19 protein-coding genes and 1 riboswitch are annotated in these 23,006 nt (G+C 54.6%); of the genes, 2 read left to right on the top strand and 17 right to left on the bottom strand.

Features of this window, described 5'->3' with window-relative positions:
- Positions 1–25 precede the first annotated feature (25 nt).
- A complete protein-coding gene (locus MHI42_RS26735; RefSeq protein WP_342421148.1) occupies positions 26–1,114 on the bottom strand; it encodes a DUF3880 domain-containing protein in 1,089 nt (362 codons plus the stop codon).
- Positions 1,115–1,403: 289 nt separating this feature from the next.
- Between MHI42_RS26735 and MHI42_RS26730 the strand changes: the two genes are divergently transcribed.
- Positions 1,404–2,183, top strand: a complete 780-nt coding sequence (locus tag MHI42_RS26730) for an AAA family ATPase (RefSeq protein WP_342424809.1) — start codon at positions 1,404–1,406, stop codon at positions 2,181–2,183.
- A 901-nt stretch (positions 2,184–3,084) separates the two neighbouring features.
- On the opposite strand, the gene MHI42_RS26725 is transcribed toward MHI42_RS26730, so the two are convergent.
- The 11 genes from MHI42_RS26725 to MHI42_RS26675 all read right to left on the bottom strand — a co-directional run bounded on the left by MHI42_RS26725 (position 3,085) and on the right by MHI42_RS26675 (position 12,849).
- Positions 3,085–3,258 (bottom strand): aspartyl-phosphate phosphatase Spo0E family protein, encoded by a 174-nt coding sequence (locus MHI42_RS26725; protein WP_171718320.1) that lies wholly within the window; start codon positions 3,256–3,258, stop codon positions 3,085–3,087.
- A gap of 96 nt (positions 3,259–3,354) precedes the next feature.
- Complete coding sequence (locus tag MHI42_RS26720) at positions 3,355–4,788, bottom strand: hypothetical protein (protein WP_342421147.1); 1,434 nt, start codon at positions 4,786–4,788, stop codon at positions 3,355–3,357.
- A 16-nt stretch (positions 4,789–4,804) separates the two neighbouring features.
- Entirely contained in the window at positions 4,805–6,703 is a 1,899-nt protein-coding gene (locus MHI42_RS26715) for an LTA synthase family protein (protein ID WP_342421146.1), read from the bottom strand.
- A gap of 229 nt (positions 6,704–6,932) precedes the next feature.
- Positions 6,933–8,165, bottom strand: coding sequence for a hypothetical protein (locus MHI42_RS26710; protein ID WP_342421145.1), 1,233 nt, complete (start codon positions 8,163–8,165; stop codon positions 6,933–6,935).
- Positions 8,165–8,803: an RNA polymerase sigma factor gene (locus MHI42_RS26705; RefSeq protein WP_342421144.1), complete on the bottom strand. Its 639-nt coding sequence runs from the start codon at positions 8,801–8,803 to the stop codon at positions 8,165–8,167. The genes MHI42_RS26710 and MHI42_RS26705 overlap by 1 nt, the downstream gene beginning before the upstream one ends.
- Before the next feature lie 330 nt (positions 8,804–9,133).
- The gene (locus MHI42_RS26700) at positions 9,134–10,471 is read right to left on the bottom strand and encodes a 5'-deoxyadenosine deaminase (RefSeq protein WP_171718324.1); all 1,338 of its coding nucleotides are present in this window, start codon (positions 10,469–10,471) and stop codon (positions 9,134–9,136) included.
- 63 nt (positions 10,472–10,534) lie between these two features.
- A riboswitch (purine riboswitch) is annotated at positions 10,535–10,633 on the bottom strand.
- Positions 10,634–10,772: 139 nt separating this feature from the next.
- The gene (locus tag MHI42_RS26695; RefSeq protein ID WP_039306861.1) at positions 10,773–11,297 is read right to left on the bottom strand and encodes a GNAT family N-acetyltransferase; all 525 of its coding nucleotides are present in this window, start codon (positions 11,295–11,297) and stop codon (positions 10,773–10,775) included.
- Between the two features lie 183 nt (positions 11,298–11,480).
- Positions 11,481–11,885 (bottom strand): hypothetical protein, encoded by a 405-nt coding sequence (locus MHI42_RS26690; RefSeq protein WP_216626658.1) that lies wholly within the window; start codon positions 11,883–11,885, stop codon positions 11,481–11,483.
- A 20-nt stretch (positions 11,886–11,905) separates the two neighbouring features.
- A complete protein-coding gene (locus MHI42_RS26685; protein WP_042139766.1) occupies positions 11,906–12,196 on the bottom strand; it encodes a hypothetical protein in 291 nt (96 codons plus the stop codon).
- Entirely contained in the window at positions 12,193–12,534 is a 342-nt protein-coding gene (locus MHI42_RS26680) for a hypothetical protein (RefSeq protein WP_039306867.1), read from the bottom strand. Before MHI42_RS26680 ends, MHI42_RS26685 begins: the two co-directional genes overlap by 4 nt.
- A gap of 27 nt (positions 12,535–12,561) precedes the next feature.
- Positions 12,562–12,849 (bottom strand): nucleoside-diphosphate sugar epimerase, encoded by a 288-nt coding sequence (locus tag MHI42_RS26675; RefSeq protein ID WP_036701568.1) that lies wholly within the window; start codon positions 12,847–12,849, stop codon positions 12,562–12,564.
- Between the two features lie 566 nt (positions 12,850–13,415).
- On the opposite strand from MHI42_RS26675, the gene MHI42_RS26670 reads away from it, so the two are divergent.
- Positions 13,416–13,982, top strand: coding sequence for a GNAT family N-acetyltransferase (locus MHI42_RS26670; protein ID WP_342421143.1), 567 nt, complete (start codon positions 13,416–13,418; stop codon positions 13,980–13,982).
- A 27-nt stretch (positions 13,983–14,009) separates the two neighbouring features.
- Here the strand turns inward: MHI42_RS26670 and MHI42_RS26665 are convergent, their stop codons facing one another.
- The 5 genes from MHI42_RS26665 to MHI42_RS26645 all read right to left on the bottom strand — a co-directional run bounded on the left by MHI42_RS26665 (position 14,010) and on the right by MHI42_RS26645 (position 22,879).
- A complete protein-coding gene (locus MHI42_RS26665; RefSeq protein WP_171718327.1) occupies positions 14,010–14,741 on the bottom strand; it encodes a sugar phosphate nucleotidyltransferase in 732 nt (243 codons plus the stop codon).
- A gap of 47 nt (positions 14,742–14,788) precedes the next feature.
- Positions 14,789–15,526, bottom strand: a complete 738-nt coding sequence (locus MHI42_RS26660; RefSeq protein ID WP_342421142.1) for a glycosyltransferase family 2 protein — start codon at positions 15,524–15,526, stop codon at positions 14,789–14,791.
- A complete protein-coding gene (locus MHI42_RS26655; protein WP_342421141.1) occupies positions 15,523–16,566 on the bottom strand; it encodes a glycosyltransferase in 1,044 nt (347 codons plus the stop codon). Before MHI42_RS26655 ends, MHI42_RS26660 begins: the two co-directional genes overlap by 4 nt.
- A complete protein-coding gene (locus tag MHI42_RS26650) occupies positions 16,563–17,411 on the bottom strand; it encodes a glycosyltransferase family 2 protein (protein WP_342421140.1) in 849 nt (282 codons plus the stop codon). The genes MHI42_RS26655 and MHI42_RS26650 overlap by 4 nt, the downstream gene beginning before the upstream one ends.
- Before the next feature lie 215 nt (positions 17,412–17,626).
- Positions 17,627–22,879: a WIAG-tail domain gene (locus MHI42_RS26645; protein WP_342421139.1), complete on the bottom strand. Its 5,253-nt coding sequence runs from the start codon at positions 22,877–22,879 to the stop codon at positions 17,627–17,629.
- Positions 22,880–23,006 lie beyond the last annotated feature (127 nt).

The raw sequence follows: 23,006 nt of genomic DNA, 5'->3' as shown, positions 1-23,006 counted from the left end.
CGCTCCTTCTATCCCATAATGGATTTCACCCTTGTGCAGCAAGAACTCCCAGCAAATGAGGCAATCGCGCGGTAAACGTGTGGTGGCGCAGTGTCGTCTGCAGCCCCCGCAGCGCATACTTGCGGCGCTCCTGCTCATGCTTCAGGTAATAGTCAATTTTGCGTTTCAGCTCGTCGGCAGAGGCAAAGGTCTCCAGGTCATGACCTGGACGGTAGTGGCTGCCCAGGTCCTCGCGGATATCGGTCAGCTGCATCGTTCCGCAGGCACTGATCTCATAGGTCCGGGGATTAATGGAGAGGGACGGCAGCTGGAAGGTATTCCGGTTGTCCTGCCCGCCTTCCCACGGACGGTGAATATTAATGACAAGCTTGGCACCGCTGTAATAGTTGGCCGTTTCCTCGGGAGGGATGAAGCCGCTTTTGATGAATGGAGACAGCTCTTCGAAGGTGTTCAGCCGTTCCCAGAAGCCACCGGCGATCAGCACCTTCTTGCCGCGGAGGAACGGGGCCAGCTCATCGAACAGCTCCGTCCGGTTGCGGAAGGCATTGCCGATAAACACAACATCGTATTGATACTGCGGTCCGGTACGGCGCGGGTAGAACATCTGCGGGTTGACGCACAGCGGAAGGTAATGCACCGAAGTCACACCCAGCGAACGGTAGAACTCCACGCAGCCCAGTTCGTGTGTAAACACGTAATCATAGTGCCGGCAAATGACTGATGTGTCCTCGGTAAAATAAGGGTCATCCACAAACCAGATCGCTGTCGGAATACCCAGTTTTCTTATTTCCGTAATTTGTTCCAGATGGTTCTCGGGAAACACATGCAGCCCGTTCATCACTAGCACCGCTCCCGGCGACTCACGCGATGCCACCTCCAGCATGGTTTCCGGAGAACAGATAATTAGCTCACTGACCAGCTGCCGCAGCGCTTCTGTTACTCCCGTGTCTATCGCCTGAAACCCTTGGGGGACATACATCAGCTTAAACGGCCGGCATGCACCCACTACAGGAGAATTCAGACGCTTCACGGCTTCACACAAGCCGAGATGGTACCCTTGCGTGTAACCGTCTCGGTAATCCCGCGGACGCACGTTTCTCTTTTTTGCTTTCACGGCCTTCACCCTGCCCCGTCATATTCTCAAGACAGTGTACTATATGCGGAGTCAGCATCCGCCTCATGGACATCTGTCTGTATTGCGGCGAAATTGGCACATGCCCCCTGTCTTTCGCCCGCATGGCCCGAACCTTTGCAGATTTCATCCACTCCAGTTCCCCGAAAAGTGCGGGGGTAGCGCCGAAGCCTTTAGTCAGGTGCTTTGCGGGCACCCTAAAATTCATATAGAATCGAAGGAACAGTTTTCCATCTATCCGGCTAAGAGGAGGGATTTAAAAATGAGTTCGATGTATGACCCGATGCTCTATCTCCGCCATGTAGACCTGCTTCGTGAACAGGTGCCTTCCTTTGACACCTATCCGTTTAATCTGCCGGTGGTGCGGGCTTTGGAGCGGATTGCTTTTCGGAAGCAGGTCACATTTCTTGTAGGGGAGAACGGAACAGGAAAATCGACTGTACTGGAGGGAATCGCAGCCGCCTGGGGGTTCAATCCGGAGGGCGGGACGCTGAACTTCTCTTTTAACACCCGAGCCTCGCATTCGAGTCTCTATGAATATCTGCGGATTGCCAAAGGGGTCAAGCGGCCGAAGGACGGCTTCTTCCTGCGTGCGGAGAGTTACTACAATGTGGCTACTTATATCGATGAGCTGGACGAGGACCCGGAGGCTGGGAGATCCATCAAAGACTCCTACGGCGGCAATTCTCTGCATGAGCAGTCCCATGGAGAATCCTTCTTCTCCACTTTCGTCCACCGCTTCGGCGGACAGGGCATCTATATCCTGGACGAGCCGGAGGCGGCCTTGTCCCCCTTGCGGCAGATGTCGCTGCTGGTTCGGATGCATGAGCTGGCAGCACAGAACTCCCAGTTCATCATCGCTACTCACTCCCCGATTCTGATGTCCTATCCGGGTGCGGATATATTCCTGCTGGAGGGAGAGAGCATTACGCCTGTGGCTCTGGAAGACACAGACCACTATACGGTGACGCGGGCCTTCATGACCGACCGGCAGAGAATGCTCCGTGAGCTGCTGGGAGATGACTATGCTTCGGATGCTTCGGACATATAACAGAACAAAATCACCCTAGCAGGTGAATTAGGCTGGAGCTATGCAGCCGGTGCAGCTGATGTAGATTTTAAGCCCATCTCACTTTGCTCTATTCTGACTACTTTTGTTTGGGGCAGCCGCCGGTAAAATCAGGGGCACTTTCGCCCCTCATTCTTGCCTTGGGCCAGTGTCCGGCGAAATCAGCAGAGGGATTTATCCCTCTAATTTCCTCATACCGCCCTCTTTCGGCGGAATCAGAGGGATTTATCCCTTTACTTTCCTCATATCGTCCACTTTCAGCGGAATTAGAGGGATTTATCCCTCTAATTTCCTCCTACCGCCCACTTTTGGCGGAATCAGAGGGATTTATCCCTTTAATTTCCTCATATCGTCCACTTTCAGCGGAATTAGAGGGATTTATCCCTTTAATCTCCCCATACCGCCTGCATTCGGCGGATTGAGAAGGATTTATCCTTTGATCTTCTCCTGCCTTCAGGGGCACTTTTGCTCCTCATTCTTGCCTGCCGCCCACTTTCGGCGGATTCAGGGGCACTTTTGCCCTTCATTCCTGCCTGCCGCCCACTTTCGGCGGATTCAGGGGCACTTTTGCCCCTCTTTCCCGCCTGCCGCCCACTTTCGGCATATTCAGGGGCACTTTTGCCCCTCATTCCTGCCTGCCGCCCGCATCCGGCGGAATCAGAGGGATTTATCCCTTTGCTCCCACACCTCCGGCTTTCGGGGATTCGGTGGGATTGCCGGTACCAGAACCAATTTGTCCTTCAGACGGACCTGCTCCAATTTCCAAAGAAACATATCCACAACAGACGAATATCCTATTTCCCTATACAATCAAAAAAGACACTTTAGCGGCACATCTGCCGTTAAAGTGTCTTTTGAATTTACAAAGCTGCTCTTTGATTCTCTAATAAAGCTGGTCGTCCTTCTCTGTATTGCAATCACTGTATTCGTTTAGGAGCGCATCCAGCTTTACCGATTGGCGAAGCACCCTTACATCCTGCATCCCGTGTTCCAGGGCTAGTTTGTTCAGTTCCTGCCTTGCCTGTTCAATCTTGTCCTTGTAATCATCATTACCCATAGCGGCCCCCTTGTAGGATGAGGCTGTTCCAAGCCATTTTCCACTCTTTTACTAAAGTTCCAAACACATTGTATTCTATAATCCGTAACGGGTCAATTAGCGGTTTGCCGCGAAAACAGGTTTCAAAAGCATAACGAGTTTATGCACAGCCCAGCCAAACATCGCTACCGCCATCATATCGAAACAGACATTGAACAGGAACAGATGCTTGCCGATATCCGCCCGGCCGTCACCCAGCACCGGAACAAGGAATGAGAATAACCCGATCAGTCCCAGCAGCATCATCAGTTCACCGGCAATCCGCGCCTGCTGCCCCCTGCTGCGGAAATAGTGAGTCATTACAATCGCATAATACACCAGGTAGAATAGAGCCAGAAACCCGAGTGTATGCGGCAGATAATTCTTCTTGAACTGGCTCCATGTACTATAGGTATAGTCGATAGCCCCCTTGGGCTTATTCATGCTTTTCTCATAGCTTCCAAGATAATAGGGACGGATGGACATGCTGTTCTTCGCTGCATATTTCATATTCTCTACCAGTCGCGAAGGATGTCCCAGATAGAAGAAGAGTACGTCTGTATGAGATACAAGATTATAGAAATCCGCTGTAAGCGAAGGATCATCCTGCTTAATGGCCGTGCCGGCCTGGAAATAATTCGTACCCGCCAGCACTTCCAACCGCTCCGGCAGACCCAGCTCACGCAGATCACCGCGCACATCCGGAGATTCGTTCAGGATTCCGAAGAATACGGTCTGATAGAGATTGATATGCTTCAGTTCCTTCGGTGCGGCCACGTACAAAGCCACGGACACGAGCGCTGTTGCCACCGCGAACCGGAGCGCCAGCTTGCGCCAGTTGCCTGTTCCATTCAGCGTCCGCAAACGCAGGAAGATCAGCGCAAACGCCAGGCCGACAGGTGCATTCTGGATTTTGGAGCAGATCAGAAACAGCACGGCCACGAAGAACAGCTTCAGCCCGCCCGCCGCCGGCCGCTCGGATCCGGCCAGCCGGAGTCCGAGCGCGAAGGTGAGCAGCATGAACACCATCGATACCGGCTCACCGAACAGCGTATTAAAATAGGCCAGATAACCAATGTCATAGAAGACAAACAACAGCGCCGCACCCAGCAGCAGACCCGTAATATAGGAGCTTTTGGCCCCCAGCTTCACGATCAGCCATGTCGCAGACAGCAGCAGCAGCGCGTAGACACAGGCAACCAGCCGGATATCGAAATAGCTGCCATGTACTAGCCCGGCAAGCAGTCTTGGCACCAGCACAACGAGAATTTGCGAAGAAGGATAGAAGCCCTTGAACAGATTTTCGTAGGAAAATCGGCTATGGCTATAGCCGAAAAAGCGGTCCGCGTAGCTTTCTGTGCTGTCATAATAATTCAGTCCGACCGTCTCCATCATGCGTTTGAAATCCCCGTTGTCGGCAACGCCGGTGAAGGGTTTCAGGAACAGAAGATAGAGGATCAGAACGCAGCCCGCAAGGGCCACAAGAGTCTCTGCTTTATTCAGCTTTTTCAAATCCCTGTCTCTCCTCCTAGCGCTGCGGAAGCAGCTTCACATATTCATCGGACAAGCCCATCAGCTTCAGGATATAGTCATAATCGGTCTGATATTTACTGAAATCCTCCACCGGCTCATACGTATCCAGGGAGATGGCCTCTCCGTCCGCGAAGCTTTTCCCGGGCACGAACATCACCTCATCATTAAAAAAGGAGCCTGTCGGCAAATAATAACGCATCCCTACCACATTGCTGTCAATGTTCAGCAGATCATGCCCAAAAGCGGTAAAGCCTTCGTCCTTCAGCGATACCCCCAGCAGGTTGGCCACAGTAGGAAGCACATCCAGCTGTCCGCCGGTCCGCTCTACCACCTGTCCCTGCTCCATGCCGGGTGCATGAATAATTAACGGAATATTAAAGCGGCTGATCCGGTCATCGTACGGAGTTCCAAGCGCTTCCTCCACCTGCTCCGCCGGGACATCCTTCGGCTGCAGGCCGAAATGGTCGCCGTACAGCACCAGCACAGTATCATCCCACATGCCCTGCTGCTTCAACCCGTCAATCAAAGTGCCGACCGCATAATCCGTATAATTCACTGCCGTCAGGTAATCGCCCAGCATTGTGCCCTGCAGATCCTCCGGAACCTTAATCTTCTTGAAGCTGTCCGGAATCTGGAAAGGATGATGGCTGGATGCCGTTACAAGCTGGGCATAAAAAGGCGTCCCCTTCTTCTGCAATGCCGCCAACTTCTCCACCGCCGTAGCATACAGCTGCTCATCCGAAGCCCCAAAGGCGTTGAAGTGATCATTTTTAAAATACCCTTTATCATAGTAGCCATTGAAGCCAAGCGCCGGGTAGAGCTCATTGCGGTTCCAGAAGCCTACCTTGTTCACATGGAAGGTGTAAGATTCATACCCCTTATCCCGCAGCAGACGCGGCAGGCCCGGCAGTTCCCGGTCCCCGAAGCCCGTTGACATCGCAAGCGTTGCAATCGGATAAACCGAAGTATTGCTCATGAACTCCGCATCCGAGGTGTTGCCCGGACCGACCTGCTGGAAAACATGCGGGAAATAAAAGCCCTCTCCGGCCAAGCCGTTCAGCACCGGTGTCAGCTCCTGGCCATCCAGCGACTGATGCAGCGGGAAATTCTGAAATGCCTCCATTTGGATTACAATTACATTTTTACCCTTTTGCGATCCAAAATATTCCGGCAGTCCCCCTGCGATATCCTTGTATGGATAACCAGCCTCCAGCGCCTCCACCTTGGCAATTGTTTCATTAATATCCCCAGTGCCGATGAGGCCGTTATCCTCCTGGGCTTTGATCGCGGCAACCACCTCATAGTTCAGAAATCCGGCGCTTTCCGCCTGAACCAGCTCATTCGTAATTCCGCGTGCCGAATCAATGGAATAGGCCGACAACGAACCGCCGCCGATAATAGCAACTAGCAGGGCGACCAGATAGACTCTCCGGGCTCTGCGTGAAGACTGACTTCCACGGTGCTGCTGTACGGGACCATTCTTCCATCTGCGGAACAGCAAATAAATAATCATAATAATCAGATCGGCAAAAAACAGGTAATCAATCAGCTCAATCGTAGATTCTACGCTTTCCTTCACCTGGAACACCTGATTCAGCTCATAGAGCGCCAGATAAGTCGGCACCGAGCCGAAATGGTTGAAGTACACACTGGCCGCGAAGAACAGCAGCGACAACAGACCGTTGAAGCTCCAGAAAACGGCCTTCCTCATCCGCACAGGTGTAATAAGAGCCAGCACCCCCATCATCAGCAGCACCGGGGCAATATCCGCAGCAATCCATTCCCACGCAATCCGGTCAAAAAACAAACCTCTCAGCAGCAGCAGCTTCAGCCAGACCAGTCCGATAACGATATAGAAATGAGCCTGCACCGGCGCAAGTTTCTTGTCGTTCATAATAATACTTTCCCCTCTTACTCTCTATATTGAAAATCTGTGTAAACTCTATTGCATTTTTCTGTAAAAGTTCAGATTTCTCTAGTATAGCAATACTTGAAATAGTTATCAAAACTGGAGGTTCTATTAAAGTAAAAAAGACGCCGCCCTGGCGGGGCATGCGTCTTGGCTAAAGCACTACTATTTCATCTGAAACTCAGGAATTCTATTCAGGGCTCATATTAAAAGATTATTCGACAGCGTCAGTCTGCTGCATCATGTAAAAGACTCCGTCCATATTATACGAACCGGTAATTACAGTTGCTCCGTCCGGGCTTTTGAAGGCAATCGTACCTATGCCCGACATCTCTTTAACAAATGTATAATCCTCCAGCCGGATGCCGAACATTTCATCGGCGATGGCAGAAGCCGCAAGCTGAAGCTTGGCCTTATCCATATTCAGCAGATTTGTATCCTGCTCACCGCGAATCCTGGAATCCGATGACTTCTCATCGTGGAGTGAAATATCGAGTACTTGAATTATTTCTTGTGTGGCATAGTCCATAAGCACGGTAGCGGCCCCATATTGACTCTCTCCATAGGTTAGAACGAGGACATCCCATCTCTGCGCAACGGTGCGCTTGATGGAATAGAGGTGATCGGTGCCCTTTTCCCTTAGCAGCTTAATTGCCTTAAGACCTTCCTGCTTCACTTCCGCACTCACCTCATTCTCACCCATTTTGAAGGTCGAGCTGCGGTAGACGCCGTTCTCGTAATCAATCTGCCCTTCCTCCGCTATGAGACTGTCATCGGTCTGAATGCCCTGTTCATCAGCGTTTGTCCCGTAGTGGACGGAATGGTGAAGCGCAGTAACTGTGAATTCTCCCTTGTAACCAGCTTTCCGCAGCTGATCCATCGCTTCATCAATGAATTTAGAATCGATTTGTTCAGGAGCGAAAAAGGTATCCATGTACGTCCGCACTACCTTGCCAGTCTCTGTTTCAAACCAGATTTTAGCAAAACTATCCCCATCTTTAAATTCGGCCAGGATTTCTCCTTCTTCCACGAGCGGCTCTAGGCTCACAAAGGGAAGCTTCTTTCCCAGCTGCTCAAGCATTACCTGTTCAGCGGTCGCCCTGAGCCCTTCATCCGTAAGATCAGCCTGCTCCGCAACCGGAGGATCGATTATTCCGGCGCTGCTTACCTGTAACGGATTAAAGCCGCCAGACCGCCCAAACCCATCGCCTCCCAGAACCAGCGCCCCGGCTCCGAACAACAGAAGAAAGACGGCGGCTGCGGAGAGAATCCGCAGGCGGATCACCCTGCGTCGCCGGCCGGATGGCAACACCTGGTTTAGTGAGGAACCGTCCATTCCAATCTGCCGGGCCACCTCGCCAGCAGCTTCTTCCGTAAATTTCATTTCCGGAAACGGGCCTTTACGGGCCAGTTCATACCACTGCGGCTCCTGCTCACGCTTATCCATTACTCCATCCTCCTTAGTTTGTCCTGGATTTTATGACGTGCGCGGTGCAGCCTCGATTTGACAGTGCCCGGGGATATCCGGATCAGCTCTGCGATTTCTCGGACCGACAGCTCTGCCTTAAGATCAAGCACCAGCACCTCACGCAGCTTATCCGGCAGCTTCATTATCATGCTCCAGATCTCATCCACCTGCCGGTTACCGAGATATTCCATCTCCGCCGAACGGGCAACAACCGCCTGCCCCGCAGCATCCTGCTGCTCCTGAGCCGTAGCGGGTAACGGCTGCATCCCGCCCCACAGCCCGGAGCGGAAAAACCGCGATTTGCGGTAGGAGAATACCGTATTGCGGGCAATACTGAACAGCCAGGTTTTGAGCGATGAAATCCCCCGGTAGGTACCGATCCGGTAATAGCATTTGATGAACACCTCCTGCGTGAGCTCATCCGCCTGATCACTGTTTTTGGTCAAGAAATAAATATAATTCCACACATCTTCCCCATAAAGCTTCATTATCTGCCGCAGCTGCTCTTCACTGATAGCCTCCGCCTGCTCCAATCCATCCAGTTCCAATGGGTTCACCTCACTATATTTGACCTCAAGAGTGGAGGGAGGGTTCACTTTTTCTAATATAAATTTCATTCATTCCATCATCCAGCCTGCTCCTCAGTGAAAAAGCGGACTTCCCGGGCAGCCCACGTTGTTGCGTAAATTTTTTACTTTAAAAATCCTGCACAGGATACAACATTTCCGCCAGTACAGCGTGTATTTAACTCAAAAAAACAAAAAAACAGAGGACCTGAGTCCCCTGCATAGTATATAGCTTGAACGAGAGGCTTGCCCACTATTCGCACCGATTCCAATTGCGGTGAATATTGCGACTTCCTGCCGCTCTGTTCCCGGAACACCGGTTAGTTAGCTCTTAAGAGCGAAATGTGTGATGATCCTGAGCGCGCTTCAGAAATAGAGCCATTACCCAAGCGGAGTGTTCACCAGCAGTCTTTTGATGGAACGGTTAGCTTCATGGAGCACAGTTTCTTTATCGACGGTCTTCAGCAGGCCTTTATGCATCAGGATTTGTCCGTCCACAATCGTCGTCTCCACATCCGCACGGGTGGCGGAATAGACAATCCGCGAGATCGGATCTACATCATAGGAAGGGAAGGTATGGAAATTATACAGGTTGAGGATCGCCAGATCGGCTTTTTTGCCAACCTCGATGCTGCCGATCTGATCCTCCATCCCCACCGCCTTCGCACCGCCGATCGTTGCCATACGGAACACACTTCTGGCGTCCATCGTGGTCGGCCCATGCTGCGGCTTCTGGATCACCGCCGCCAGACGCATTTCATTGAACATATCCAGGTTGTTGTTGCATGGAGCACCGTCCGCGCCAAGGCTAAGATGGATATGATCATGCAGCATTCCCGGAGTGTCGGCGATGCCGGAGGCCAGCTTCAGGTTGGAGCCCGGGCAGTGGCTGACATGAACTCCGCGGTCCCGCAGAATCCGCTTCTCTTCCTCATCGAGCCAGACGCAGTGGGCCAGAATCAGGCGCTCATTCGCCAGCCCCAGATGATCCAGATACACCACGTTACGCATACCGGTCATCGCCTGCACAATCTCGATCTCCCCCAGATTCTCGGAAGCATGGGTGTGCACCTTGACCCCGTAGTGCTCCGAGAGATTACGCACCTCTTTCAGCAGCGGCTCCGTGCAGGAAATGACAAAACGCGGGGAAAACGCATATTGAATCCGCCCGTTGCCATAACCATTCCACTTCTCCAGCAGATCCACGCTCTCCTGAAGGGAAGCTGCCGTATCCTCCTGCAGCGCTGCCGGTGCATCCGCATTCTTCTGATCCATCATCACCTTGCCGGACAGGGCACGGATGCCGCTTTTGGCGATTGCCTGGAAGGCAAAATCTGTATGATTCACCGTCTCCATATCCACTATGGTCGTTGTGCCGCTTGTAATTAACTCCCCAATGCCGAGCATAGCGGAATAATACAGCGACTCCTCATCATGCGCCGCCTCCAGCGGCCAGATCCGCTTGCGCAGCCAGTCCATCAGCTCCAGATCATCGCCTTTGCCGCGGAACAGTGTCTGGCACAGATGAATATGGGTCTGCACAAAACCGGGAATTACCGTGCGGTTCTTCGCATCAATTACTGTCTCTTCCCCCTGCGCCTCCAGGCCGCTGCCGATCTCCACAATCAGATCATCCTTGATGCGGATATCCCCGTATATAATCTCCTCTTGCTTGTTCATTGTAATAATCTCCGCATGCTTGATCAGGATGTTCGCCATAACCCATTCCCCCTTGTCCTTGTTGATGTCCAGCTGGCTTATAACACAAAAAGGCCACAAAAATATGCCTCAGCATATTTTCGTAGCCAGAAATTTACGGTTCCCGGTAGAGACCCTTAAACCAATTATTAAGGATATACGAAAAGGACTATTCAATTGCTTCTGAATAATCCCATCATAAAGTAAAGACAACTTTCCTGTCAACATAAGTTATAAATATTAACACGAAACTATTTTCAGCAGATAAAAATGGATTATTCGCTATTATCATCTTCAAATATGTAATATAACATTACATAAACTATCCGGAAATCTCCGTCAGCACCTTCTCAAATACAGGAAAAGCCGCTACCCGGCCGGGAAAATGAATCTCGCCTCTCTGCACATAGCCAAGCGAGGGATAAATTTTGAGTACCCGTTCATTCTTCGCATAAGTATCCATCCGAATACTGCTATACCCGCTGTGACGGGCGTGCTCTTCAGCGAAAGCAATCAGCTGCCGGGCGATCCCTTTACCTTGGAACTCCGGATGAACCGCGAGCCGGTGCATGATCAGATGCGGCCCCTGCTGCTGTAACCATTCAATTGCCCCATATTGCTCCGCCTGATTCTCATCCAGCACAATAATACCGGCAATGGCTTCGTTGTCCAGACAGACAAATAATGTGCCTGTATCAATATCCGCTGCAATGATCTCACGGTTCGGATAGCTCTCATCCCATTGATCGCTTCCGCCTGCCTGCATAACTTGTACACATTTGGCAATCAGATCCATAATCTCTCCGATTTCATTGCTCTGTGCTCTTCGTATCTCATTCCCAATCATGTATGGTCCCCGCTTTCCTACCTGGCATTCGAACCCGGTAAAGTTCTGTTAAGAAGTCTACCATATCCGGGCGAAAATTCCGATAGGCCGCCATTTCCAGTATCGTCCATAGGCTATAGAGGCGGCAGGAGAACTTGCCAACCTCTATAGCCGCTCAACTTCTAAGCCACTGCTGCTGCTCGCTCAGCCCAGCTCCAGCTTATGCCCGTCCTCGAAGCCCTTGGCGAAACCTGCGTCGAACCCCACGTTGTATGCTTCGGTGTAGCCCTGCTGAAAGGCGTCTCCCGGCGGCAGCTCCGGAGGGACGCCCAGATCCGGGGGGAGCGGGACTACCTGCGCTACCGGCGGCGCTTCGACTGCCGGAACAACCTGTACCGGCGGCTGAACCACATGCACCCTGCGGACAAGCCGGCGGCGGAGTCTTCTTTTCTTGCGCAGCAGCGGCGCTCTCTTGCCCGTCTTGCGGATCAGTCCTCTGCGCGTTTTGCGTCCAAGGCCTCTGCGCACCCTGGTCTTCCGTGACAACAGCAGTGTGCGTCTGCGGCCCTTGCTGCCTGAGCGCAGCTTGCCAAGTCTCTTTCTCTTCATCTGTCTACTCCTCCTGTACTTCATCTACTTCTTGCAGCAGTACCCTCTGAGCAATCCTTGCTCAGCCATGGCGCAGCAGGAACTCCCTGTTTGGGCTCATGCAGTGAAATGCCGGATATCATCCGGCACATTGAACTCTGGTACCCGCTCAGAATCCTGATATTGTCGCTCAGCTTGCGGGCTGTCAGCTCCGATTGCCCCGTAACTTCGGCAATGCTCTCGAGGATGGCTGCGAGCGCGGCTTGACTGCGGGCGATCGAGCGGATCATCTCCAGCTTAACGGCATGTTCGGAGAGAAGCCCGCCGCTCATTTGCTATCGTCTCCGAAGCTGAATCCATCCCCGCCGTCTCCGCCGAAATCACCGCCGCCCTCATCTTCACCGCTGCCCAGTACTGCTTTCAGATTACTGTACAGCCCGTTCTCCAGCTTCGTCAGCCCCTCCACCATCTCTACGATCACTTCGTGGATGGAGAGTGATTCCTTCAGCTGGTCTTCATGGGAGTCGAATGCTCTAGCGTGGATATGATGATGGGTCCACTGCTTCACTTTTTCCGCTTCCACCGCTTTGGCCTCGAGGATCATCGCGATGTTCCACTGGATTACAGCGGTCGACTCCAGCATTTGCAGATAAGCCTTTTCTCTGCTCATCTTCCGCCTCCTTGCTCTGGTTACGCGCTACTCTTCTTCCTGACCGTTTAGTTCCTTGATCACTCTGCCTACTCCTTCTGCCATCGCTTCTTCAAGATCGGCAAGTGCATTCAAGTAAGCAATAATGTTCTTGTTAACCTGACCTGAGCTTTCTACCAGCCCACTGAATCCGCCGAAATCAGGGTCCGCATCCGGCAGATCGTGAACTATTTGCGACATACGGACGGCTACGTGGCGTTCGGCGTCGAGAATCCGAGCCATCTGTTCGTGCGTATGGGCCATGTGCTGCAGGACTTTTGTAATTTTACTCTGCACCTTCATGTCTCCTTTGCTCAAACGCCCTGCTACAGCATATGCGGCATCAGCCGTGACGGTGCCGGAGAAGCTCCGCAAGTTATGGAGGTCCGCGTGTCATAAGACCGCTAAGCGCTGCGGCTCCAGATGCTGCGGCTGCTAAGTGGAAAAACGTCACTTAATTTATTCGAATGACCGGGAATCAGAGCAACAAGTGGAAAAAGGACAACTATTTCTATATTGGCCGGGCAAAAAAGTACATTTGGGAAGAATTAAATGCCTTTTTTCCACTTAGGGTGGATACAAAAGACAAAACGGGATTATTAAGTGGAGAAAATCCAACTGCTTCCGGCGCGAAGCACTGGCGGGGAACTCGAGGAGGGGACTGGCGCGGAACCCGAGGGGCAGTGGCGCGGAACTCGTGGGGCATGGAGGGGAACTAGAGCGGATAAGGCCAGGGCTTACGGGAAGGTTACCGGCTGGAGGATATTGACAAGCAGCTCAACAGCAGACTATGCTTGGCTGAAATCGGAGCTATATTATAGTTGTCCGGATCTATGTATCCGGAATGGAACTGGAGGTAATCTATGAAACTTACAGACAACCGTCTGAATCTGCGGCCCCTGACTGCAGCCGAGCTGGAACTGGCCTTGGACAATTACGCGGAGCTGGAGCAATCGCTGGGCTTGAACGTAACCGCAGCCCCAACCCTGCTGGATGACGAAGAGATGCGTTATGCCATGCGGGTCAGGCACGCCAAGGTTCTCCAGGATGAGCAGAACTATCCATGGCTGACCAACTGGGCCATTATTCATCTGGAGGAGCAGCGGATTATCGGCTTCCTGATCCTCAAGGGCGGGCCGAATGAGCAAGGCGAGGTCATCCTTGGTTATGTCATTGATGAGAAGTACCGGGGGCATGGCTACGCTACAGAAGCAGCGCGGCACATCACGGCCTGGATCTTCAATCATCCGGATGCACGCTGGGTCATCGCGGATACCGACAAGGATAATACCGCCTCGCACCGTGTCCTGCAGCATCTGGATGCAGAGCTGTACCGGGAGACCGAAGACCTGCTCTGGTGGAGAATCTCCCGGCCCGCCATTAGCTTCGATGATGATACTGGTATTTTGCGGGGACCCCAAAACATATAAATACCTATCTATTAAAAAAGCTGCCCCTCAGGGCAGCGTATCTCTCAGCTTTTCTCCGGCTTCGCGCAAGGACTGGAATGTTCCCGCGTCACTCCACCAGCCCTTGAGCACATCATAGCTAAGCTTGCGCTCTGCGGCATAAATATTGTTCACGTCGGTAATTTCCAGCTCCCCCCTCTTGGAAGGGGATACGCGGCGGATAATATCGAATACCGCTTCGTCGTACATATAAATACCTGTAACACAGAATTTAGTCTTCGGACGCTCCGGCTTCTCTTCAATATAAGCAATCAGGGACGAATCCCCGCTGTCAAACACCGGAACCCCGTATCTCCGCGCATCATCGACCGGTTTCAATAACACCTTCGCCGTTCCCTGCGGCTGCTGCAGATAACTCTCCACATAAGGCTTCAGATCATCCATAAAAAGATTGTCACCAAGCAGCACAACAAACCGTTCCCCCGGCAAAATAAATCCTTCTGCCAGCTCGAGCGCTTCCGCGATGCCTCCTGCAGCTTCCTGGATTTTGTAAGTCAGGGATACACCGAATTCCGCGCCGCTGCCCAAAAAGTCGGTGTACTGTCCTGCGGACTGTTTGCTGATGACCAGGAGAATATCGGTTATACCCCCCCGGCGCAGCCGGTCAATGCCGTAACACACCATAGGATACTTGCCGACCGGAAGCAAATGTTTGTTCATAAGCCGGGTCAACGGGTAAAGCCTTGTTCCTGTTCCGCCCGCCAGTATGACTCCTTTCACTTACTTTCCTCCTCTTTATCTATGTCTTTAGCCTTTGGCCTGGCCCCTCAGATGAATTGTGCGGGATCTACATGCCATTTCTCCATAAATAATCTGCGGTTACGCTCCACCAGCTCCTGAAGTGAGGAAGAGTAGACTTCCCTGAAGCTGGCGCTGCCTTCATGATGCACCAGACAATCTCCCGCGATCAGCAGCCGGTATCCCTTCAGTCTGGCGCGGTAGCAGTAATCATCATCCTCGTAATGGCCCGGTGAAAAGCGTTCATCCAGCAGGCCGATGGTATCCATGAGCTCTCTTTTGAATAATAAGCACAGCCCTACAAGCCTTCTGGCCTCCAGCCGTTTCGCCGCATCCGGAGCATTCGCCAAACGGGCTTCAGCATGATAACCCGGAATATCCGTATACCCCGTCTCCACCTGCTGCCGTCCGCTGGCATAATTGGTCACCGGACCCACCATTCCGATATCCGGGGCGCTGTACAAAGCGCTCTTCAGATTCGCCAGCCAGCCCTGCGACACAATAACATCATTGTTCAGCAGCAAAAGCTCATCTCCCGCAGCCAGCTGCAGCCCCAGATTGCAGGCCAGCGGAAAGCCGCGGTTCTCCGGAAGGGAAACAAGGGTCAGCTTATTCATGCGGCAGTAAGCATCCGTTTCGTCACTCGAAGCATTGTCGACTACAATAATTTCATAGGGTGAATCCGTATACGCCCTGATTGATTCAATACAGGAACGCAGCAGGCCGAGCCTGTTATACGTCGGAATAATAATGCTGGTCAGTGTCATAGGGCATTCCTCCACGCCGCCATTTGCCGGCGCTGCTCCTGCAGAAGGTTCTCGGACAGCCGCCCGCTTGCCTGCTGCTCTCCAAGAACCTGGGCCAGCGCCTCGGCATGATCACCGGCGATCAGCTGTTCCATCGCATTTCCGGCCCCTGTGTTGCTCTGGCGCAGCCGGTTATGCTTGATCACATTCACCGTGCCTGCCTTCTCCACCCGCAGCTGCCGCATAATCGAGAGCGCATGCGCTTTCGGCGGCACCATAAGCTCACGGTAGCCGATCCGCTCCAGCGCCTTCCTTGACATGGCATGGGGAACAGCTGTCATCGAGCTGACGCCCAGATCACTCCGCCCCAGTACGGCATTCAGATACATTTTGCAGCGGGTAACCGCATCGCTGAGGGCAAAGGGGGGCAGCAGATGATCAAGATCATTCAAGGCTACATCAACACCGCCATCCACCGCCTCCGCAAAAAGAGACATTTGCCGGGCGGGAATCACCATATCCCCGTCCAGGAACAGCAGAATATCCCCCCGGCTGAGCTTGGCGCCAAGCGACCGTCCCACATCATGTCCGGCAGATTCCGGAATATGCACAATTGTCGCCTGGGGGCACAGCCGGGTACGCTGGAAGCTGCGGTCGCTGCAGCCGTTAAGCACGACAATAATCTCCAGCGGCTTGAGCCGGGTTACCTGATCAAGCAGCTTCAACAAGGTCTGCTCCTCATTCCTGGCCGAGATAACCACGGACAATGAACCGTGCAGAGCCGGCAGCTGCCGTCCTGCTCCGCTGCCGGCGGCAGAAGCCCCCGCTGCCGTGCGGCGGGAACCCGCTTTGCCTGCCGCCTGCCGCCGGACAACTGCGGCTTTGGCGGCGGCGCTCCGGCGGGGCGCAGCAGCGGCTGGTTTGGCCGCCTTGCTCCGGGAGGCGGAGCTGCCCGGCCGGGTACGCCGGGCAGAGGCCCTGCTCCTGCCCGATGCTTTTACACGGGAAGATACGTGAACCTCCTGCCGGTGTCCGGGCGAAGGCTGCGGTGCTGCTGTCATCTCACCATCCCCCTTCGCCGGTTGCCGTCAATGAAGCCTGCTCTTTCGCCTCTGCGCTGAAGGACCAGACCTGCCGCATCCAGATGATCCGTGAGAATAACCTCACGCAAGGGATCTGTTCCCGCCTGCTTGGGCCGTACGGCATTCAGCCTGCCGACGGGCACCTTATGCACGGCCTTCACCTGCAGGCCCTCAAGCACCGCCTGCGCGTGTGCCAGAGGCGGCCGTGATAACAGGCCGCTCCCCAGAGAGGCAAGAGCTTTGCGGCTGAGTGCATGAGGCACCGCCGTCAGCGAACAGCCCTTCAGATCCGGACGGCCAAGCATAATGTTAAGCACATGCTTGGAGAGCACCACCGGATGCGGGAATTCCTGACGGACCGGACCGGAGTAATCATTCAGAGCCACATCTGTTCCATGACTGACCGCGGCCACAAAGGGACGCAGCTGTGAAGCGTTAAGCACAAAATCCCCGTCAATAAAGAGCAGGACCTCTCCCTTGGCCGCCTCTGCTCCAACACTGCGGCCCACATCATGACCGAGCGGCTGCTCGAAGTGAATGACATGTGCTCCCAGTGACAATGCAATCTTTGCCGTATTGTCGGCAGAACCGTTAACCACAACAATAACCTCACAGCGGGGATGGACTTCCCTGGCTCTGGCAATCACCCTGCCAATCGTTCCGGCTTCATTCATAGCCGGAATGATCACCGACACATAGGGAGCGGGGTGGTTGGCCGCAGGGAGCGGCACGGCAGGGCGCGCCGGCCGGGAAATCCGCCGTTTGGGTTGCAAAGCCCGCCGCCCCGTGCGGCGGGCAGATGTACGTATGTGCTTCAAGCTCATCCACCTTCCTTGCAGGGCATGGTCTCCGGGCTGAGGGTTACATCACAGTCTATGTAATCCGCTGTCCCGGGTAACGGCAAGTGTCTCCCTCCGAGCAGAAATTTGGACAAATGCCCTTCCGCTGCCGCAGTCCGGTTGAACCCGGATTTCGCCGGCCTTATCAACACAAAGAGCGCAGCCTCCGGCTGCGCTCTAGTATTGTTTATCTTCCTGCTCTAATCAAACACACGATGATCTGCAGCCGGCTTCACCAGAGGCGAACCGAGGGCGATCCAGGACAGCACTCCATAGAAGTGAGGAGTTTCGCGCAGGCGCACTACTTCAATCGTCGCGTCCCCGCCCGATCTGTTCTTCAGCGAAGCATGGAAATACGGCTGGTTGGTCATGGCGACCAGCACATAGCCGGTATGGCCGAAGCTTTCATCAAAAGATACAGTTACCTCAACACTCTGCGCGTCTCCATTAAACATGAAGGCCGTCATGCCGAACTGCTGCAGAACCTCCCGGTTCCCGGCACTCTGTACCGGACTGAACGACAGATGCTCGGGATTAACCGTTCCGGGCGCCAGATGGTCTCCGGTCACTGCACCTTGAGCAATATGATAGCTCTGCACGCTGTCTTCTTCCAGATGGCGGGATTGAATGGCAAATGAAGTGATTTTGGAAGCATCCACCGCTTCGTCCTGAAGCTCTGCACTCCCTACCGAACCTTCGGTCAGATGTTTGGTTCCGATGCTGCCAAGAGCAAGCTTCTCGCCGGTAATGCTGCCGTCCGTCAGCTGCCCTGCACCGCGCGTTTCCTCTGTGAGCTGCTCAAGCTTTTTCACAATGCCGCTGCTCAAATGACGCTCTTCCAGTGCGCCGTCTGCCAGATGCGCGCCTTGGATGCTCTGCCCTTGCAGATGCTGGGCACCTACTGCGCCTGCCGCCAGCTTGCTTCCGGTGATGCTGCCGTCTGCCAGCAACTCGGAGGTCAGCGTATCCTCGGCCAGATGGTCCAGACGGATGCTGCCGGTGCGGATATGGCGGCCGTCTACCGCGCCCGGGGCCAGATGGCCCCCGAATATGCTGCCCGGAGCCAGATGATAGGAACCCACTGCACCTGCCGCCAGCTTGCTGCCGGTGATGCTGCCGTCTGCCAGCTGCCCCGCATTACGCGTTTCCGCTGCGAGATGCTCCAGCTTCTTCACAATGCCGCTGCTCAAATGACGCTCTTCCAGCGCACCGTCTGTCAGATGTCCGCTCTGGATGCTCTGCTCCTGCAGATGCTGGGCACTTACTGCACCTAGCCCCAGCTTGCTGCCAGTGATGCTGCCGTCTGCTATCTGCCCTGCATTGCGAGTCTCCGCTGCGAGATGCTCCAGCTTCGTCACAATACCGCTGCCCAAATGACGCTCTTCCAGTGCACCGTCTGTCAGATGTCCGCTCTGGATGCTCTGCTCCTGCAGATGCTGGGCACTTACAGCGCCTAGCGCCAGCTTGCTGCCGGTGATGCTGCCGTCTGCTATCTGCCCTGCATTGCGAGTCTCCGCAGCGAGATGCTCCAGCTTCGTCACAATACCGCTGCTCAAATGACGCTCTTCCAGCGCACCGTCTGTCAGATGTCCGCTCTGGATGCTCTGCTCCTGCAAATGCTGGGCACTTACAGCGCCTACCGCCAGCTTGCTGCCGGTGATGCTGCCGTCTGCTATCTGCCCTGCATTGCGAGTCTCCGCTGCGAGATGCTCCAGCTTCGTCACAATACCGCTGCTCAAATGACGCTCTTCCAATGCGCCGTCTGCCAGATGCTCTCCTTGGATGCTCTGCCCTTGCAGATGCTGAGCACCCACTGCACCTTCCGCCAGCTTGCTTCCGGTGATGCTGCCATCTGCCAGCAGCTCTGAGCTCAGCGTATCTTCAGCGAGATGCTCACGCTTGATGCTGCCCCCGCGCAGATGGCAGCTGTCCACTGCTTCCGGTGCCAGGTGACCGCCATAGACGCTGCCGGAAGCCAGATGAACAGAGCCTACTGCGCCAGCCGCCAGCTTGCTGCCTCTGATACTGCCGTCAGGCAGCAGCTCAGAGCTGCGGACTTCCTGCGCCAGATGTTCCAGCAGGATGCTGCCGGAGGCCAAGTGATGCCCTTCCAGCGACCCTTCCGCGACATGCTCTCCGTGGACGCTCTGCGGCTTCAGATGCTGCGGCCCCACTGCCTCTGCCGCCAGCTTGCTGCTTCCAATACTGCCGTCAGGCAACAGCTCAGCACTTCGTACTTCGTCTGCCAGATGCTCAAGCTTAATGATACCCGAACTTAAATGCCGCTCCTCAAGCGATTCATCCGCAAGATGCTCGCCGTGGATGCTCTCCAGCTGTAGATGCTGTGAATGTACAGCTCCTGTGGCCAGCTTGCTTTCGTCAATGCTGCCATCCGGCAACAGCTCGGCGCTCAGCGTCTCGGAAGCCAGATGTGCAAGCTGGATGCTGCCGGTGCGGATATGGCGGCTGTCCACTGCATCTGGAGCCAGATGACCGCCATAGATGCTGCCCGCAGCCAGATGGAAGGAGCCCACCGCACCTGCCGCCAGCTTGCTTCCGCCAATACTGCCGTCCGGCAGCAGCTCCGCACTCCGGGTTTCATCTGCAAGATGCTCAAGCTTGATCAGACCGGAATGCAAATGCCGTTCCTGCAGTATGCCATCAACCAGATGCTCGCCATAGATACTCTCCTGCTGCAGATTCAGCGAGCTTACCGCACCTGCGGCCAGCTTCTCGCTGCTAATGCTGCCATCCGGCAGCAGATCTGAGGTCAGTGCATCCTGGGACAGATGTGCCAGCTGGATGCTGCCGGGCCGGATATGACGGCTGTCTACGGCACCTGCAGCCAGATGGCCGCCATACACGCTGCCTGCCGCCAGATGAAAAGCACCTACAGCGCCTGCTCCCAGCTTGCTGCCTACGATGCTGCCATCCGGCAGTAGATCTGCACTGCGCGCTTCTTTCGCCAGATGCGCCAGCGTGATCTCGCCTGCACGGATGTGCTGCCCTTCTACGGCTTCCGGCGTCAAATGGATAGTCTGCACACTGTCCGGAGCCAGATGGACGGATTCCACAGCCCCCGGCGCCAGCTTCTCCCCGCTGATACTGCCGTCCGGCAGAAGCTCCCCGCTGCGGACTTCTTCCGCCAGATGAGTCAAGCTGATGCTGCCGCCGGCTATATGCTGTCCTTCTACCGAGGATTCAGCCAAGTGGCTGCCAGTCACACTTCCTGCCGCGAGATGGCGGGCGGCTACAGCACCCTCCGCCAGCTTGGCGGCACCGATGCTGCCATCCTGAATCTGGATGGAGGATACAGAGCTAGGAATGATATGTCCGTTACCGACCGACATCGGACGGATATGCGCTCCGCCCACACTTCCCGGCGCGAGATGTCTGCCCTGCACCGATGTATCGCTGATGGAATCCGGTCCAACGGCACCTGCTGCCAGATGTTCGCTCTGCACAGCTAAAGCTGCCAGCTTTGAAGCACTCACACTGCCGTCAGCCAGCTTGATCGAGGTAACCGATAAATCGCCAAGTTTGTCTGTTGAGACGCTCTCGGGCGATAATTTCAATGAAGTTACAGCATGGTCGGCCAAATGATGCGGCTGTACAATACTGGCAGCGAGGTGTGCCTCCTTCACTGCTCCGGAAGCCAGCTTATCTCCCGATACCGAACCGGACTGCAGGGCGGATGAAGTTACACTATTTTCCCCGAGATGCCTGCGTTCTACAGCTCCCGGAGCCAGATGTTCAGCGTCAACCGCTTCCTCCTGCAGCACGCGGCTGCTGATGCTGCCATCGGCCAGATGCTTCTCTTCAACGGCACAGACGGCGATATGTTCTCCGCTTACCGCTTCTCTGGCGAGGGCATTTCCGCCAACCGCACCAGTGGCCAGCTTGGCGGAAATGACACTCCCGTCCGCCAGCTTGGTTGAGCTGACACTCTGGGGACTAAGATGTTCTCCCGTAACAGAGTCATACGCCAGCTGCTCTTCCGTAACGGCCCCGGGAGCCAAATGTCCGGCAAGAACGGCATGCTGCTGGAGCTGCGGGGATCCGACGGATTCCATAGCCAGGTGGGAATTGTCTACGGCTTCGCGCTGCAGATGGGCCGAGGTTATGGCCTGCAGGGCAATTTGCGGTCCGCGTACTGCGGATTTGGCGATATGGCGTGTAGTTACCGCTTCATCAGCCAGCTTATGCGGCAGGATGCTCTGGTCCGCGATCTTGGAGGAAGTCACCGCCTGCTCGATCAGCTGTGTCGTACCCACTGCACCCTCTGCCAGCTTCACGAATGAAATACTGCGGTCTGCCAGATGCCGGCTGCCAATTTCCCCGTCAGCGATATGCTCCGCATTTACGCTCTCCGGGCTCAAGTGCTGACTGCGGACAGCCTTCTCCTTAATCTGCCGTGATCCAACTGCTGCGTCCGCGAGATGCCCGCCGTCAATGATGCCCGCCTGAAGCTGCTCTTTCCCGATCAGCCGGGTAGCCAGCTGCTCCCGTCCAATTGCGCCAGGAGCCAGATGCTTCGATGTAATGACGCCTTCACCTACGTGGCGGCCTTCAATCACCGCGTCGCCCAGCTTGACGCCGCTGATCTCTCCATCGGCGATTTTGTCACCGGATATCGCTTCATCTGCCAATTTCGAGCGGTCAATGCTGCCGTTGCCGATGTGGCGGCTGACAATACTGCTGCTGAGAATTTTCTCGCCGGTAACCGCACCGTCATCCAGCAGCTCCGCCGTGATGATGAACTCACTGAGATGCCGGCTGCTGATGGCTCCGTCGGCAATCTGCCCTCCGCCAATAATCCGGTCCGCCAGCTTCTCCGGACCGATGCTGCCATTCTTCAGCTTTTCTCCGCCAATGGAATGATCCAGCAGCTTCCCTCCGCTGATACTGCCTTCCGCCAGATGCTCGCCGGCAATGGATTCCGGAGCAATCTTTGAGGAAGTAATCGCCTTGTCCGCGATGTTGATGTTCTGCACAGCATAGTCCTGCAGCCATGGCGTACCAATGATGCCGAACTTCAGCTTGGACCCGTCAATCGTACGCGGAGCAATCTTGGCACCGGTGACTGCGGCATCGGACAGATCATCGGTATAGACGGGCTGCAGGCGCTCTTTTTCCACAGTTACAATGACAGCCGGCTCCACCAGAGATTCAACATCCTCATGCTCCTCCTGGTCCTCTTCCACTACAGTTTCCTGAATAGCCTCTGGTTCAAGCAAAGTCTGCCGGACCGCCTCCGGCGCCTCCAGGATTTCCACCCCGCTGACCTGCAGCGTCCGGTCCACAGTATCCACCGCTTCTACGGCGGCAGATTCTTTCACTTCTTGTATTTTGGGACTGCTTTTCAACATGCTAAGTTCAGTCTTATTGGGATCATCTACATAATAGAGCGGCTTTTTTGAACTGCGATGCTGATTTCTTTTGGAACTCTTCACAAGCAGTCTCCTCCTTCCATCTGTTGTTTCTCCTAGGCATCATATGCAGTAGTATGGGCTGATGACACCATTCCCCCGGCTAAGCTTTGTTAAGAAAAGGGAGTAGTGTTCAAAAGAATTCCATTCT

This window comes from Paenibacillus sp. FSL E2-0178 (genome assembly GCF_038593005.1).
Classification (GTDB): Bacteria; Bacillota; Bacilli; order Paenibacillales; family Paenibacillaceae; genus Paenibacillus_AQ; species Paenibacillus_AQ phytohabitans.
The sequence above is the reverse complement of the archived record's forward strand: the minus strand, read 5'-3'. Positions and strand labels throughout refer to the sequence as shown.

Bases quoted from the DNA above. Each gene is read 5' to 3' on its own strand.
- MHI42_RS26670 (WP_342421143.1), top strand. From the start codon at position 13,416: ATGAAACTTACAGACAACCGTCTGAATCTGCGGCCCCTGACTGCAGCC.
- MHI42_RS26695 (WP_039306861.1), bottom strand. From the start codon at position 11,297: ATGATTGGGAATGAGATACGAAGAGCACAGAGCAATGAAATCGGAGAG.
- MHI42_RS26660 (WP_342421142.1), bottom strand. From the start codon at position 15,526: ATGACACTGACCAGCATTATTATTCCGACGTATAACAGGCTCGGCCTG.
- MHI42_RS26690 (WP_216626658.1), bottom strand. From the start codon at position 11,885: ATGAAGAGAAAGAGACTTGGCAAGCTGCGCTCAGGCAGCAAGGGCCGC.
- MHI42_RS26650 (WP_342421140.1), bottom strand. From the start codon at position 17,411: ATGAGCTTGAAGCACATACGTACATCTGCCCGCCGCACGGGGCGGCGG.
- MHI42_RS26685 (WP_042139766.1), bottom strand. From the start codon at position 12,196: ATGAGCGGCGGGCTTCTCTCCGAACATGCCGTTAAGCTGGAGATGATC.
- MHI42_RS26730 (WP_342424809.1), top strand. From the start codon at position 1,404: ATGTATGACCCGATGCTCTATCTCCGCCATGTAGACCTGCTTCGTGAA.
- MHI42_RS26700 (WP_171718324.1), bottom strand. From the start codon at position 10,471: ATGGCGAACATCCTGATCAAGCATGCGGAGATTATTACAATGAACAAG.
- MHI42_RS26710 (WP_342421145.1), bottom strand. From the start codon at position 8,165: ATGGATAAGCGTGAGCAGGAGCCGCAGTGGTATGAACTGGCCCGTAAA.
- MHI42_RS26715 (WP_342421146.1), bottom strand. From the start codon at position 6,703: ATGAACGACAAGAAACTTGCGCCGGTGCAGGCTCATTTCTATATCGTT.
- MHI42_RS26655 (WP_342421141.1), bottom strand. From the start codon at position 16,566: ATGACAGCAGCACCGCAGCCTTCGCCCGGACACCGGCAGGAGGTTCAC.
- MHI42_RS26725 (WP_171718320.1), bottom strand. From the start codon at position 3,258: ATGGGTAATGATGATTACAAGGACAAGATTGAACAGGCAAGGCAGGAA.
- MHI42_RS26680 (WP_039306867.1), bottom strand. From the start codon at position 12,534: ATGAGCAGAGAAAAGGCTTATCTGCAAATGCTGGAGTCGACCGCTGTA.
- MHI42_RS26705 (WP_342421144.1), bottom strand. From the start codon at position 8,803: ATGAAATTTATATTAGAAAAAGTGAACCCTCCCTCCACTCTTGAGGTC.